Origin of the sequence: Candidatus Frankia nodulisporulans (assembly GCF_902806475.1) — a bacterium.
Lineage (GTDB): Bacteria > Actinomycetota > Actinomycetes > Frankiales > Frankiaceae > Frankia > Frankia umida.
On record NZ_CADCWS010000016.1, the window covers coordinates 22836 to 37295 of the forward strand.

Consider the following 14460-nt stretch of genomic DNA (forward strand, 5'->3'; position numbering starts at 1 on the left):
CTCGTCGTATACCCGCGGCCGGGAACCATGGTCCTCCCCACCCGAGGGCACCTCCACCCGCCCCCACCGCCAGCCGGAAGCCGGAAACACCACCGGAACACCCCGAGCCGAAAAGCCCCCTACCGCGGACCGAGGCGTCCTCAGGAGCTGGCGGGCTCGCGGATGAGGGGGAGAACCTCGCGCAGAGTGTCGAGGCTGATCGCGCCGGCGCGCAGGACGACGGGGACGTCTCCGGTGCAGTCGACGATGGTGGAGGGGGTGGCGGCGACGCAGCGGCCGCCGTCCAGGTAGACCTCGGCGGCGCCGCCGAGCTGGGCGACGGCGTTGTCGGCGGTGGCGGCGGGCGGTTGGCCGCTGATGTTCGCGCTGGAGACGGCCATCGGGCCGGTGCGGCCCAGCAGTTCGATCGCGACGGGGTGCAGCGGCATGCGAATGGCGACGGTGCCGCGGGCATCGCCCAGATCCCAGCGCAGTGACGGGACGTGGCGGACCACCACCGTGAGCCCACCCGGCCAGAACGCCTGGATCAGGTCGCGGACCTGCGGGGTCACCCGGTCGATCAGGCCGTCGAGGGTGCGCCAGGCGCCGATCAGGACGGGCACGGGCATGTCCCGACCGCGGCCTTTAGCTGCGAGCAGGGCGGCCACGGCCGCCGAGTCGAACGCGTCGGCGCCCAGGCCGTACAGGGTGTCGGTGGGCAGCACGACCAGTTCGCCACGGCCGACGGCGGCGACGGCCGCGTCCAGGCCGGCGGCGCGCTCGGCCTCGTCGGAGCAGTCGAAGCGCTGCATCACCTGTGCTCTCCCTCCCCCGGCCGGGCCATCCGGCCGGTGACGAACCGGTCCCGACCACCCAGGTCGGGATGGTCGGCCACATCCTGCCAGCGGCCGTCCGCACGCAGCAGTGCCGGCGCGCTCTCGCCATGCCCGTCGGCGTGTTCGATCACCAGCAGCCCGCCGGGGCGCAGCAGCCGCGCGGCCAGCCGCACGACGGCACGCACCACCCGCAGTCCGTCGGGGCCACCCCACAGCGCCGCCGCCGGATCGTGCACTCCGACCTCGGGCTCCACGGTCGCACGGTCGGCGTCGGGCAGATACGGCGGGTTGCTCACGACCAGGTCCACCGTCGCGTCCAGCCGGGCCAGCGACGGCGGCGGTTCGTCGGCGACGTCAGCCTCGTGTATCTCGACCGCCAGCCCGGTGGACGTCACGTTGCGGCGCAGCCAGGCCAGCGCCGCCGGTTCACGTTCGACGGCGTGCACCCGCGCCCCCGGCACCTCCCCCGCCAGCGCCAGCGCGATCGTCCCGCTCCCCGCGCACAGATCCACGCACACCGGCGCCGCCCCGGCACCGCCCCTCCCGGCGGCACAGTCACTCCCGGCGGCACCGCCACTCCCACCGGCGCGTAGCGCGTCGATGGCCCAGCCGACGACGGATTCCGTCTCCGGACGGGGGATGAACACCCCGGGGCCGACCAGCAGGTCCAGGTAGCGGAATCCGGCGATGCCGGTCAGGTGCTGCAGGGGTTCGCGGGCGGCCCGGCAGCACACCAGCGCCTCGAAGCGGGTGGCGGCGGGGGCTGGCAGGTCGTCCACGAGCAGGAGCTGGGCGCGGCCGATGCCCAGCACGAAGGCGGCGAGCTGCTCGGCGTCGGCCCGCGGGCTCGCCACACCGGCCGCGGCGAGCCGCGTGGTGGCGGCATCGATCCGTTCGGCGGCCGGTGTCCGGGCCCGCCGCCCGGTGACCGGGGGGATCACGAGGCCTTGGCGGACAGCCGGGCCTCGAGGTCGGCGGCGGCGAGCGCGTCGAGTACCTCGTCGAGTTCGCCGTCGAGTACCTGGTCGAGGTTGTGGGCCTTGTAACCGACCCGATGGTCGCTGATGCGGTTCTCGGCGAAGTTGTAGGTGCGGATGCGCTCGGAACGGTCGACGGTGCGCACCTGGCTGGCCCGCGCCGCGGACGCCTCGGACTCGGCCTGTTCGCGGGCAGCACTGAGCAGTCGGGCCCGCAGAATACGCAGCGCCGATTCCTTGTTCTGCAGCTGGCTTTTCTCGTTCTGGCAGGAGACCACCAGACCGGTGGGCAGATGGGTGATGCGCACCGCCGAGTCGGTGGTGTTGACGCTCTGACCACCCGGACCGGACGAACGGAACACGTCGATACGCAGGTCGTTCTGGTCGATATCGACGTCGACGTCCTCGGCTTCGGGCAGGACGAGCACGCCGGCGGCGGAGGTGTGGATGCGTCCGGCGGATTCGGTGACCGGTACCCGTTGGACGCGGTGCACCCCGCCCTCGAACCGCAGCCGGCCGTACACCCCGGGGCCGGTGTCCCCGCCGCGGGATTTCACCGCGACGCTCACATCCCGATATCCACCGAGATCGGACGCGTTGGCGTCGAGAATCTCCGTCTTCCACCCGCGGCGCTCGGCGTAGCGCAGGTACATCCGCAGCAGATCACCGGCGAACAGGGCTGATTCCTCCCCGCCGGCACCGGCCTTGACCTCGAGGATCGCGTCCCGGGCATCGTCGGGGTCGACCGGGACGAGATAGGCCCGCACCCGCTCGTTGAGGCCGCCGAGTTCCGCGTCGAGGTCCGTGACCTCGCTGCGGAAGGACGTGTCCTGCACGGCGAGCTCGCGGGCGGTCGCAAGGTCGCCGGACACCCGCTCGAGCTCCCGGGCGAGGTCCACCACCGGGGCGAGCTGGGCGTAGCGACGGCTGAGGGCACGGGCCCGGGCGGGATCGTTGTGCACCGCCGGATCGGCGAGCTGCCCCTCGATCTCGGCGTGCTCCGCGACGAGGCCGGCGAGTGGGGACGTCATGCTTTGGTACCTCTTCGCACGTCGCGGTCCCGACGCGCGACATGGCGCCGGGGAAGTGGACAGGGCCGTACCGGCGTACCGATCCGACCGGGACGCAAACGGCGCCCGCCCGGGGAACCGGACGGGCGCCGAGGCGTCACTACTTCGCGCCGCCGACCTTTTCGCCGGGGCGACGCCGGCCGAACCGACGCTCGAACTTCTCGACCCGGCCACCGACGTCGAGAATCTTCTGCTTGCCGGTGTAGAACGGGTGGCACTGCGAGCAGACCTCGGCGTTGACGACGCCGTTCTCCTTGGTGCTGCGGGTGGTGAAGACACTCCCGCAGGTACAGGTCACGGTCGTCTCGTGGTAGGTCGGGTGAATGTCAGCCTTCATGATCCCTCATCTTCGAATGTGGCCGCCGGGTCGCCATCCTCGGTGTTGGACGGCGTGAACCGGAGCCGGTCTGCTGCCAGTGTGCCAGAGCCGGTCGCGAAGGCCGTCACGATGCCCGCGCGTCCCACCGCTGGCAACGTCGACCCCACCCCGCGTGTTCCCGCGGGCGACTCTCCCGTCTGCCGGCTCCCCCGCGAGCCGGCGTCCCCACGGGGCGGATCAGTCCTGCGGCGGAGCGGTCTTGGCGATCTGCATCAGGAACTCGTAGTTCGTCCGGGTCTGCTTGATCCGGTCGAGCAGAAGTTCCAGGGCCTGCTGGTTCTCCCGGGTGTGCAGGACACGCCGCAGCTTGTGCATGATCGCGAGCTCGTCGGGAGCCAGGAGGATGTCCTCCTTACGGGTGCTGGAGGCGTCCACGTCCACCGCGGGGAAGATGCGCTTGTCGGCGATCTTGCGGTCGAGCTTGAGCTCCGCGTTACCGGTGCCCTTGAACTCCTCGAAGATGACCGTGTCCATCGTGGAACCGGTCTCGACCAGCGCGGTCGCGATGATGGTGAGCGACCCGCCGTCCTCGATGTTGCGGGCGGCGCCGAGGAAACGCTTCGGCGGGTAGAGCGCGGTCGAGTCGACACCACCGGACAGGATGCGGCCGGAGGCGGGGGCGGCCAGGTTGTAGGCGCGGCCCAGCCGGGTGATGGAGTCGAGCAGGACGACGACGTCGTGGCCGAGTTCGACCAGGCGCTTGGCCCGCTCGATGGACAGCTCCGCGACGTTGGTGTGGTCGGCCGGCGGACGGTCGAAGGTCGAGGCGATGACCTCACCCTTGACCGAGCGCTGCATGTCCGTGACCTCTTCTGGCCGCTCGTCCACGAGGACGACCATGAGGTGCACTTCCGGGTTGTTGGTGGCGATCGCGTTGGCGATCGACTGCAGCACCATCGTCTTACCGGCCTTGGGCGGGCTGACGATCAGCGCGCGCTGCCCCTTGCCGATCGGCATGACCAGGTCGATGACCCGGGTGGTCAGCAGGTGCGGCTCGGTCTCCAGACGCAGCCGGTCCTGCGGGTAGAGCGGGGTGAGCTTGGTGAACTCCGGGCGCCCGCGGGCCTCCTCGGGGTCCATCCCGTTGATGGTGTCGAGGCGGACCAGCGCGTTGTACTTGTCGCGACGCTGCTCGCCTTCCTGCGGGGCGCGCACCACACCGGTGATGGCATCGCCGCGGCGCAGACCGTTGCGGCGGACCTGGGCGAGGCTGACGTAGACGTCGGTCGGCCCGGTCAGGTAACCACTGGTACGCACGAAAGCGTAGTTGTCCAGGACGTCGAGAATGCCCGCGACCGGAACGAGGACGTCGTCCTCGCGCACCACCGGCTCGTTCTCCGCCGGCACCGGGCCCCCGCGGCCACGGTTGCGGCCACGCTCGCGGAAGCGGCCCCGCCGGCTGCGGCCGGCCAGGTCGTCGTCGCTCTGGCCGCCCTGACCCGAGCGGTCGTTCTGGCTGGAACGGTCGCCGCCCTGTGTGCGGTCGGAGCGGCTTCCACGGTCGCCGCCCTGCCGGTCCGACCGGTCGCCACGATCGGCACGCTCACCACGGTCTGCACGCTCACCACGGTCAGACCGGTCGGCACGGTCAGACCGGTCGGCGCGCTCACCACGGCGCTCGTTGCCGGAGTCGCCGGATCGGCCGTTGTCCGCGGAGCGGTCCCGCCGGTCCTCGCGGGTCCGGGGACCGCCGTCGCTCTGGCGACCGTTGGCGGGCGGGGCCTGCGCCGGGGCGGTGGTCGCCGCGGCGGCTGGCTGCGTGGCGGTGGCCGGGCCACCGGTCACCGCGGCGGTCACCGGCGCCGCGGCGGTCACGACCGACGCCGGACGGGCCTCCGCGGTGTCCCCACCGGCTTCGGGCAGGGTTGGCTGCTCGGCTGCCGGGCTCGCGGCCGAGCGGGAGGCGCCTCGACGGGTACGCGTACGGGTCGGGGTGGCACTGCTGGCGGCCTCGCCACCGCGACGCGACGACTGGCCGGCCGAAGCGGTGTCACCCGCTGCCGAGGTGGCGGCGCTCGGCGCGTCGACGACCGGCGCGTCGGTCGCCGCGGGCGCGGCCGAACCACCCGAGCTCTCGTTCTGGAGATTCTGAATTGCGGCGATGAGCTGGCCCTTACGCAGCCGGCCCACGCCCTGGATGCCCATGGACTGCGCCATGGCCTGCAGCTCGGGGAGCAGCATCGCGGACAGGCCGGTGCCCTGACGGCGCCGACGGGTCACGCTCGCCGCGGCGGCCGCGGCGGCAGCCGCGTCCCCGCGGGTGGCCCGCTCGCCGCCGTTGTCGGCGGTGAGGACGGACGCGGTGGTGAGGGTGTCTGCGGACGAGGTGGCGGCCGCCAGCCCGCTCTCGTGAAGCGATGCAGGCGTCGCCGACGCCGCAGACTCACGTGCGCTCGGTGGCAGCACGTTGGTGGTGTCGCTCAAGGTTTTCCTTCCCTGAAGGAACTGGCTCGACAGACGAGCCGGGCGTAGCGTGTGAACCTTCTCCGCCTGCACAAATGCCGGGTGAAGGGGATGTACAGCACCGGATGGGCGAAAGACGCGCCCGTCTACGGCGCCAGCGGCCGTCTGCCGCGGGCGAACTCGCCGATCCCGCCCAGGTGTACCGGTGTGGAGCCGAGGCAACGACGACGAGGCCGAAACACCGGAGCCCCGAACCTTGGCCCAACGGACAGGGCCAGAGCGACCCGAACGCCAGAGTGACCCAGCGCCAGAACGACACTGCGGGGGGCGAGCACGCGCCGCGGTGGCAGCGGGTGCAGTCACCAGACTATCCAGCCGCGGACACCTGGGCAACAACCTTGCGCCCTCAGGACTTCCCGAGGGGACTCCGAACCGTGCTCACCGAGCCATCCGGCGATCCGGACGCTCGTACGAGCACCCCATCACGATATACGATCACCCGTTGCGGTCAACCGTGAGCACCTGTGCCCCACCTCGGTCGACGCTCAGCGGCAGGACGGTGAACTCACCGGTCACAGCGCCGGCGGCCACCGTGGCCTGCTTCCCACCGACGGCCAGCGCCAGTACCGACGGCCCCGAACCGGACAGCGTCGCGGCGATTCCCATCGCCCGCAGCCGTCCGACAAGCTCCCCGGTGGCCGCGGTCGCGGGCAGCCGGTACGGCTGGTGCAGGAAGTCCTCGGTGGCCCGCAGCAGGGTCGTCGCCCGCGTGTCGGCCGCCGCGGGCTCGGCCGCCGACATGGCCAGCGCCAACAGCGCGGCCCGGCCCAGTGTGCGGGCCGCGTCGACGAGGGGCACCCGCTCCGGCAGCGCGCCGCGGGACGCCTCGGTCGACTGCCGCAGCGTCGGGACGAACACCACCGGACGCACCTGCTCGAACGGCTCCACCCGCAGACAGTCCGCGCCGTGCGCGTCCGACCAGGCGACGGTGAACCCCCCGACCAGCGCCGCGGCGACGTTGTCCGGATGCCCCTCAAGCTCGTCCGCCAGCCGCAACATCCACCCAGCACCGCTGGCCGGGCCATCGGCTTCGGCCAAGGCCGCGGCGGCGACGATGCCGGCGACGATCGCCGCGGCCGACGAGCCGAGGCCACGGCCGTGCGGGATCCGGTTGACGCACCGCAGCGCGAGCCCCGGCTGCGGCCGACCGAGGACGTCGAAGGCCGCCCGGATCGCCCGCACGACGAGATGGGTCTCGTCCTGGGCGACGGCGTCGGCCCCGGTGACGTCCACGGTCAGACCGCTCGCGGTCAGTGCGACCTCGACCTCGTCGTACAGGCCGAGGGCGAGCCCGAAGGAGTCGAAGCCGGGACCCAGGTTCGCACTGGTGGCCGGCACCCGCACCCGCACCCGGCCGGCGACACCCGAACTCGCCCCACCCACCGTCACACCCTCGCCCGTCGACGTACCTGTCGTCGCACCCGCGCCTGTTGTCACGCCTGTCGTCACGCCTGTCGTCACGACAGGGTGAGGCCGAGCGCCTCGGCGGCACCGGCGACCGTCGGCCGAATGGTCTCCGGTCGGGCCGCCCCGCTGATGGCCCAGTCGGGGTCCTTCAGGCCGTTGCCGGTGACCGTGCACACGATCCGCGAGCCGGCCTCGATCCGTCCGTCCGCCCGGGCCATCAGCAGCCCCGCGACGCTGGCCGCGCTGGATGGCTCGACGAACACGCCCTCGCGGTGCGCCAGCATCCGGTAGGCGGCGAGGATCTGCCGGTCGTTGACGGCGTCGATGAGCCCGCCGGAGGTGTCACGAGCCTCGACGGCCTGCTCCCAGGACGCGGGATTGCCGATCCGGATCGCCGTGGCGATGGTCTGCGGGGCGGCCACCACCGCGCCACGCACGATCGGCGCGGCCCCGGCGGCCTGGAAACCGCACATCCGGGGTCGGCCCGAGCCGGTCAGCGCGTCCTGCTCGAGGTAACCCCGCCAGTAGGCGGTGATGTTGCCGGCGTTGCCGACCGGCAGGCAGTGCACGTCCGGAGCCTGTCCGAGCGCGGCCACGATCTCGAACGAGGCGGTCTTCTGCCCCTCGATCCGAAACGGGTTGACCGAGTTCACCAGGGTGACCGGCGAGGTGTCGGCGAGCTCACGGGCGACCCGCAGGCAGTCGTCGAAGGAGCCCTCGAGCTGCAGCAGCCGCGCGCCGTGCACCAGCGCCTGGGCCATCTTGCCCAACGCGATCTTGCCACTGGGGACGAGCACCGCGCAGGTGATGCCGGCGCGGGCCGCGTAGGCCGCCGCCGACGCCGAGGTGTTGCCGGTGGACGCGCAGATGACCGCCTGCGAGCCGGCACCGACAGCGCGGCTGATCGCCACCGTCATCCCGCGGTCCTTGAAGGAACCCGTCGGGTTGGCCCCTTCGACCTTGAGATGAACCTCACATCCGGTCAGTTCGGACAGGTACCCGGCCGGCACCAACGGGGTACCGCCCTCCAGCAGGGTGATCACCGGAGTGTCGGCGTCGACCGGCAGCCGGTCGCGATACTCCTCGATGAGCCCCCGCCAGGGCCGGTAGCCCGACTGCCCGCCGGTGGACGGCTGGCCTCCGGTGGACGGCCTGGTACCCGCGGCCGTCCCGACCTGGGGCGCCTGCACTGTGGTGGACGACACATCAACCGTGGACGACGTGGTCACGACTCACCTCCCTCGACCCGCAGCACCCCGGACACCGCCCGCACCTCGGCGAGGCCGCGCAGCTCCTCGACCGTGGCGGACAGCGCCTCGTCCGGCGCCGCGTGCGTCACCAGGACCAGGCTCGCGTCGTCACCGCGGCCCTCCTGACGGACACTTCTGATGGACACATCGTGACGCGCGAAGGCACCGGCGACCGCCGCCAGTACGCCGGTCTTGTCGGTGACGTCGAGGTTCACGTGATATCTCGTCACGGTACGGCCCATCGGCAGCACGGGTAGCGCCGCGTAGGACGACTCACCCGGCCCCTGCCGTCCGGCGATGCGGTTGCGGGCAACCGCGACCACATCACCGAGCACCGCGGACGCCGTCGGCGCGCCGCCGGCCCCCTGCCCATAGAACATCAGCTGGCCGGCGGCCTCCGCCTCGACGAACACGGCGTTGAACGCCTCACGCACCCCGGCCAGCGGGTGGCTGCGCGGAATCATCGCCGGGTGGACCCGGACACTGATCCCCTCGGACTGCGTCGAGCGCTCCGCGACGGCCAGTGCCTTCACGACGCAGCCGAGTTCCCGGGCGCTGGCGATGTCGGCCGCGGTGACATCGCCGATGCCCTCGCGGTAGACGTCGTCGATCGTCACCCGGGTGTGGAAGGCCAGCTGGGCCATGATGGCGGCCTTGGCGGCGGCGTCGTACCCGTCGATGTCGGCGGACGGGTCGGCCTCGGCGTAGCCAAGCGCCCCGGCCTCGGCCAGCGCCTCGGCGAACGAGGCGCCCGTCTCGTCCATGCGGGTGAGGACGTAGTTGGTGGTGCCGTTGACGATGCCGAGCACCCGACGGACACGGTCGCCGGCGAGGCTCTCCCGCAGCGGCCGGATCAGCGGGATCGCTCCGGCGACGGCCGCCTCGTAGTAGAGGTCGGTGCCGGCCGCGGCCGCCGCGTCGTGCAGCGTCGCGCCGTACGAGGCCAGCAGCGCCTTGTTGGCCGTGACCACCGGTTTCCCGGCGTTCAGGGCCGCCAGCAGCCACTGGCGCGCCGGCTCGATCCCGCCGACCACCTCGATGACCAGGTCGACGTCGTCGCGGGCGACGAGCGCCGCGGCGTCGGAGGTGAGCAGCGCCGGGTCGACCTCGGCGTCGCGGACCCGTTCGGGCCGACGCACCGCGATGCCGACCAGCCGCAACGGCTCGCCGACCCGGGCGGCCAGGTCGTCGGCGCTGGTGCGCAGCAACCGCACGATCTCGGTGCCGACCACACCGCAGCCCAGCAGCGCCAGGTTCATCGCGCCACCCGCGCCTCGGGCGAGTCGGCCCGCTCGGCCGAGGTGACCGAGACAGCCGGGTCGGGCGGGTCGACGTCCAGCCGGAGCAGGTCGTCCTCGGTCTCCCGTCGGACGATCACCCGCGCGGCGCCGTCGCGCACGGCGATGACCGGCGGCCGGGGCACATGGTTGTAGTTGCTGGCCATCGAGCGGTGGTAGGCACCGCTGGCCGGCACCGCGACTAGGTCGCCGGGGCGCACGTCCCCCGGCAGCGGCACGTCGTGCGCGACGACGTCGCCGGACTCGCAGTGCCGCCCGACCAGCGTGACGACCTGTGTGGTGGCCGCGCCGGGCCGGGAGACGAGCCGGGCGGTGTAGCGGGCGTCGTAGAGCGCGGTGCGGATGTTGTCGCTCATACCGCCGTCGACGCTGACATAGGTGCGAAGCCCGGGGAGTTCCTTGACGGTGCCGACCTCGTAGAGCGTCACCGTGGACGAACCGACGAGGGCCCGACCGGGTTCGACACCCAGCCGCGGCACGGTCAGGCCCAGCGCCGCGCACTCCTTGCCCACCAGGGCGATCAGCCGCTCGGCCACCTCCTCGACGTCGAGCGGGGCGTCCTCGCTGGTGTAGGCGATGCCGAGGCCGCCGCCGAGGTCGAGTTCGGGCAGTTCGACGCCGTGCTCGTCGCGGATGCGGGCGAGCAGCCCGACCATGCGGTGTGCGGCCAGGCCGAACCCGGCGGTGTCGAAGATCTGCGAACCGATGTGGGCGTGCAGCCCGACCAGTTCGAGGCCGCTCTCGGCGAGCACCGCGGCGACCGCCCGCGCCGCCGCGCCACCGGCGAGCGAGAACCCGAACTTCTGATCTTCCTGACCCGTCGAAATATAGCTGTGAGTGTGCGCCTCGACGCCAGGGGTAACCCGGACGAGCACCCGCTGGCGGATTCCCGCCGCGGCGGCGACCGCGGCCAGCCGCTCGATCTCGACGAAACTGTCGACGACGATCCGCCCGACCCGGTACTCCACCGCCGCCCGCAGTTCACCCAGCGACTTGTTGTTGCCGTGGAACAGCAGCCGCTCGGCCGGGAAACCGACCGAGCGCGCCACGGCCAGCTCGCCACCGGTGCACACATCCAGGCGCAGGCCCTCCTCGTCCACCCAGCGCGCGAACGCCCGGCACAGGAACGCCTTGCCGGCGTAATAAACATCACAGTCGACGAAAGCCTGCCGCCAGGCCGTGGCACGGGCCCGGAAATCCGCCTCGTCCAGCACGAACGCCGGCGTGCCGAACTCGGCGGCCAGCGCGTCCACCCGCACACCGCCGACGGACATCACCCCGTCCGCCTCGAGCCGGGCCGTGACCGGCCAGAGGTTCTCCTCCAGCCCGGTCACCGCGCCGGGTTCGCTCTCACTCATCTCGTCTCCGCCTGCCACCCGCATGTCACGCACGCGTCTCACATCCGATCGGGGGCGCTCACGCCGAGCAGCGCGAGGCCGTTGGACAGCACCAGCTGGGTGGCCGCGGCCAGCAGCAGCCGGGCGTCGGTCAACGGGCCGGCCGGCTCGTCCCCCTGAGGGAGTACCCGGCAGACGTCGTAGAACCGGTGGTAGACCCCGGCGAGTTCCTCGAGGTAGCGCGCGACCCGGTGGGGCCCGCGCAGGCTCGCCGCCGACTCGATGACCCGCGGGAACTCGCCCAGCGCCCGCAGCAGGTCCCCCTCGCGCGGATGGGTCAGCAGCGCCACGTCCGCCCCCTCCGGGGACAGCGTGAGACCCAGCGCCTCGGCGCCACGCAGCAGCGAGCTGATCCGGGCATGCGCGTACTGCACGTAGAACACCGGGTTCTCGCTGGTCTGCCGGGCGATCAGATCGAGGTTGAGTTCGAGGGACGAGTCGTGCGACTGACGTACCAGCGAGTAGCGGGCGGCGTCGACCCCGACCGCGTCCACCAGGTCGTGCAGGGTGAGGAAGGTGCCGGCACGCTTGGACATCTTCACCGGCTCGCCGCCACGGGTCAGCGTGACCATCTGGCCGATGATGACCTCGAGGTTGACGTCCGGATCGTCCCCGAAGCAGGCGCTGATCGCCCGCAGCCGGCCGATGTAGCCGTGGTGGTCGGCCCCCAGCAGGTAGATCACCCTGTCGAAGCCGCGCCCCCGCTTGTCGCGGTAGTAGGCGGCGTCGGCGCAGAAGTACGTCCCCTGACCGTCGCTCTTGATCAGGACCCGGTCCTTGTCGTCACCGAAGTCGGTCGTGCGCAGCCAGACGGCGCCGTCCGCGTCGAAGACGTGGCCCTGCGCCCGCAGATCCTCGACGGCCCGCTCCAGACCACCCGCGTCATGCAAGGCCTTCTCGGACGCCCACGTGTCGAAGTGGACGCCGAAGCTCTCCAGCGTCGACCGGATCTCGCCCAGCATCAGCGTGAGCCCGCGCTGGGCCGCGACGGCCAGCGCCTCGTCGCCCGGCAGTTCGAGCAGGTCGGGCCGCTCGGCGAGAACCGTCGTCGCGATCTCGGCCACATACGCCCCGTGGTAGCCCTCAGCCGGGATCTCCCGCCCCGCGGCCGCCGCCAGCACCGACGCGCCGAACCGGCTGATCTGCACGCCGGCATCGTTGACGTAGTACTCCCCACCGACCGAATACCCGGCCGCGGTCAGGATGCGCACCAGCGCGTCGCCCACCGCCGCCCAGCGAGCCGAGGCGAGCGTGACCGGCCCGGTCGGGTTCGCGCTGACGAACTCCAGGTTGATCCGCACGTCACGCGGCTTCTCCGCATGCCCGTACGACGCGCCCGCCCGCACCACCCGGCGAGCCACCTCGCCCAGCGCCGCCCCGACCAGCGTGATGTTCAGGAACCCCGGGCCGGCGATGTCGACGCGCGCGATGCCCTCCGCCGCTGTCAGTCGGGCCGCCAGCAGCTCGGCGACCGCCCGCGGGGGCCGTCGCGCGGCCTTCGCCAGCTGCAGGGCCACCGGGGAGGCGTAATCCCCGTGCTCGGGGTTCTTCGGTCGCTCCACCGTGACAGTGGTCGGCACCGGCACGTCCAGGTCACCGTCGGCGACCGCGCGGCCAACGGCCGCCACAATGGCATCGGCGAGATCGGCGGGGCTCATGTCGCGATGCTATCGGCGCGCCCCGACAAGACGACCGCCGCGACGTCCACGGTCACCCTCGACCCACCCGGCGCCGACTCCGCCCACCCGGGTCAGGAACCCATGCTGGTCAGACCGGCTGGCCCTCCGCGAGCTTCTGCACGACGGTGATCAGCTCATCCGGGTCGAACGGCTTGGTCAGGTAGTAGTCGACCCCGAGCCTCGACCCACGCCTGACGTCGGCCTCCTGCGCCCGCGCCGTCAGCATGATCAGCTTGATCCCGGCCGTGGCCGGGTCCTCCCGCAGGGCGGCGGCCACATCCCAGCCGTCCATCCGGGGCATCATGATGTCCAAAGTGATCACATGTGGGGCCACCTCGCGCACCATCTGCAACGCGTCGACACCGTCGACGGCCGTATGGACCTCGAAACCTTCCAGCTCGAGGTTGACGACCACAAGCTGACGGATCACCGCGTCGTCATCGACAACAAGGACCCTGGGGGCGGCGGCGTACACACTCGGCAGCTTACGACCACCCGGGCGCACGATCCGAGGTTCCCACCTGGTAGCGTTACCCCCGTCAGCCCCGAGCCCCCGTAGCTCAGGGGATAGAGCACCGCCCTCCGGAGGCGGGGGCGCAGGTTCGAATCCTGCCGGGGGCACGTTCGTGGGACCAGCCAAAATGGTCTGTGACCAGGACGAATTCATTCCTCTTCCCTCCCTCCGGAGTCCGGTCGTGTACGGCTGACACCGGGGCGCCACGGCTGTCTCTGCCAAATGGGCGCCCAAGCTATCCGGCGGCAGGCCGGCCCAGTCCGAGAGCGTCGTCGACGCGGGCCCGCATCACAGCCCCTCCCCCGTCGAGGCACTTCGCGTAGATCCTCAGCAGGATGTCCACGGAGTGACCCGCCCACTCGGCTACCTCAGTTGCCGGTATCCCGGCGTTCAACCAGGTGGACACCGCCGCGTGGCGAAGGTCGTACGGCGTTGCCGCCAGCGGCGACGCAACGACCACGTCCGTGAAGACCATCGCTCGTGCGCGGGCCCACGTGCGCCGCGCGGTGTATCGGGGCAGGCTCCCCGCGTTACGCACTCCCGTGAATAGGCGTCCATCGGGCGTGGTGTCGAACCCCGCCAGGTGCGCCTGGAGAAGCTTCGTGAGCTCCGGCGGACAGGGCACCGTCCGCACTTCACCCACGGCACGCTGCTTGAGCTGCCGTTCGTCCCGGTCCTCCCCGGTGTCGGTCCAGTCGCTGCCCGCGTAGGGCCGGGCACGCTCGAGGTGGAGCTCTCCCCAGCCGGTGGCGGGCAGCGAGAGGTTGCTCTTGCTGAGCGCGGCGGCTTCCTCGGGTCGAAGACCGGCGAAGTAGAGGCACCCGAAGTAGGCCACGAGCCGGGGCCCGGACGGTTCCTGTTCCGCCACAGCCTTCAGCAGCGTCCGGGCCTGCACCGGGTTGACCACCGACCGGCGGTCGATCGCCTGCACCACCCGCGTCGCCTTCACCTTCCGCTGGACGGCGGGAATCGGGTTTTCCGCCAGCAAGCGGCGTTCGATCGCATATTCGATCGCATTCCCGAAGATCTTCCGCCACCGCGACACGACCACGGGCGACCGTGGCTTTCCGTCCAGGCGCACGGAAATGCCGTCCAGGACGTCGCGAATCAGGCCGGCGTCGCCCAGAGCGGTCATCGGCCTGGTGTGGGTCTTCACCCACTGAAGCGCGGCGCGTACCTCAGCGGGGCAGTCCTCGCTGTCTCGCCGTGCG

General features: G+C 71.9%; 12 protein-coding genes and 1 tRNA gene. 1 reads left to right on the forward strand and 12 read right to left on the reverse strand.

Features of this window, described 5'->3' with window-relative positions:
- Nucleotides 1–140: 140 nt before the first annotated feature.
- The 11 genes from G6R24_RS03475 to G6R24_RS03525 all read right to left on the reverse strand — a co-directional run bounded on the left by G6R24_RS03475 (nt 141) and on the right by G6R24_RS03525 (nt 13210).
- Complete coding sequence (locus tag G6R24_RS03475) at nt 141–791, reverse strand: L-threonylcarbamoyladenylate synthase (RefSeq protein ID WP_163547726.1); 651 nt, start codon at nt 789–791, stop codon at nt 141–143.
- Nucleotides 791–1753 carry a peptide chain release factor N(5)-glutamine methyltransferase gene (gene prmC, locus G6R24_RS03480; RefSeq protein ID WP_420811352.1) on the reverse strand — a complete coding sequence of 321 codons (963 nt, stop codon included), beginning with the start codon at nt 1751–1753 and terminating at the stop codon, nt 791–793. The genes G6R24_RS03475 and prmC overlap by 1 nt, the downstream gene beginning before the upstream one ends.
- Nucleotides 1753–2823, reverse strand: coding sequence for a peptide chain release factor 1 (prfA, locus tag G6R24_RS03485; RefSeq protein ID WP_163547714.1), 1071 nt, complete (start codon nt 2821–2823; stop codon nt 1753–1755). Before prfA ends, prmC begins: the two co-directional genes overlap by 1 nt.
- 139 nt (nt 2824–2962) lie before the next feature.
- Nucleotides 2963–3199 (reverse strand): 50S ribosomal protein L31, encoded by a 237-nt coding sequence (rpmE, locus tag G6R24_RS03490; RefSeq protein WP_136446497.1) that lies wholly within the window; start codon nt 3197–3199, stop codon nt 2963–2965.
- A 219-nt stretch (nt 3200–3418) separates the two neighbouring features.
- Nucleotides 3419–5665 carry a transcription termination factor Rho gene (rho, locus tag G6R24_RS03495; RefSeq protein WP_163547715.1) on the reverse strand — a complete coding sequence of 749 codons (2247 nt, stop codon included), beginning with the start codon at nt 5663–5665 and terminating at the stop codon, nt 3419–3421.
- A gap of 474 nt (nt 5666–6139) precedes the next feature.
- Nucleotides 6140–7141: a homoserine kinase gene (thrB, locus tag G6R24_RS03500; RefSeq protein WP_391530199.1), complete on the reverse strand. Its 1002-nt coding sequence runs from the start codon at nt 7139–7141 to the stop codon at nt 6140–6142.
- A gap of 20 nt (nt 7142–7161) precedes the next feature.
- Nucleotides 7162–8340 carry a threonine synthase gene (gene thrC / locus G6R24_RS03505; protein WP_163547716.1) on the reverse strand — a complete coding sequence of 393 codons (1179 nt, stop codon included), beginning with the start codon at nt 8338–8340 and terminating at the stop codon, nt 7162–7164.
- Nucleotides 8337–9620 (reverse strand): homoserine dehydrogenase, encoded by a 1284-nt coding sequence (locus G6R24_RS03510; protein ID WP_163547717.1) that lies wholly within the window; start codon nt 9618–9620, stop codon nt 8337–8339. The genes thrC and G6R24_RS03510 overlap by 4 nt, the downstream gene beginning before the upstream one ends.
- Nucleotides 9617–11017 carry a diaminopimelate decarboxylase gene (lysA, locus tag G6R24_RS03515; RefSeq protein WP_217451645.1) on the reverse strand — a complete coding sequence of 467 codons (1401 nt, stop codon included), beginning with the start codon at nt 11015–11017 and terminating at the stop codon, nt 9617–9619. The genes G6R24_RS03510 and lysA overlap by 4 nt, the downstream gene beginning before the upstream one ends.
- A gap of 38 nt (nt 11018–11055) precedes the next feature.
- Entirely contained in the window at nt 11056–12714 is a 1659-nt protein-coding gene (gene argS, locus G6R24_RS03520) for an arginine--tRNA ligase (RefSeq protein WP_163547718.1), read from the reverse strand.
- A 109-nt stretch (nt 12715–12823) separates the two neighbouring features.
- On the reverse strand, nt 12824–13210 hold the full coding sequence (locus tag G6R24_RS03525) for a response regulator transcription factor (protein WP_163547719.1): 387 nt from the start codon (nt 13208–13210) through the stop codon (nt 12824–12826).
- A gap of 74 nt (nt 13211–13284) precedes the next feature.
- Between G6R24_RS03525 and G6R24_RS03530 the strand changes: the two genes are divergently transcribed.
- A tRNA-Arg gene (locus G6R24_RS03530) sits at nt 13285–13356 on the forward strand.
- Nucleotides 13357–13484: 128 nt separating this feature from the next.
- On the opposite strand, the gene G6R24_RS03535 is transcribed toward G6R24_RS03530, so the two are convergent.
- Nucleotides 13485–14460 (reverse strand): tyrosine-type recombinase/integrase (locus G6R24_RS03535; protein WP_163547720.1); only part of this gene is annotated, 976 nt, incomplete at its 5' end.

Excerpts from the sequence above, each read along its gene's own strand:
- G6R24_RS03475 (WP_163547726.1), bottom strand. The coding sequence starts at position 791 with ATGCAGCGCTTCGACTGCTCCGACGAGGCCGAGCGCGCCGCCGGCCTG.
- prfA (WP_163547714.1), bottom strand. The coding sequence starts at position 2,823 with ATGACGTCCCCACTCGCCGGCCTCGTCGCGGAGCACGCCGAGATCGAG.
- rpmE (WP_136446497.1), bottom strand. The coding sequence starts at position 3,199 with ATGAAGGCTGACATTCACCCGACCTACCACGAGACGACCGTGACCTGT.
- G6R24_RS03510 (WP_163547717.1), bottom strand. The coding sequence starts at position 9,620 with ATGAACCTGGCGCTGCTGGGCTGCGGTGTGGTCGGCACCGAGATCGTG.
- lysA (WP_217451645.1), bottom strand. The coding sequence starts at position 11,017 with ATGAGTGAGAGCGAACCCGGCGCGGTGACCGGGCTGGAGGAGAACCTC.
- argS (WP_163547718.1), bottom strand. The coding sequence starts at position 12,714 with ATGAGCCCCGCCGATCTCGCCGATGCCATTGTGGCGGCCGTTGGCCGC.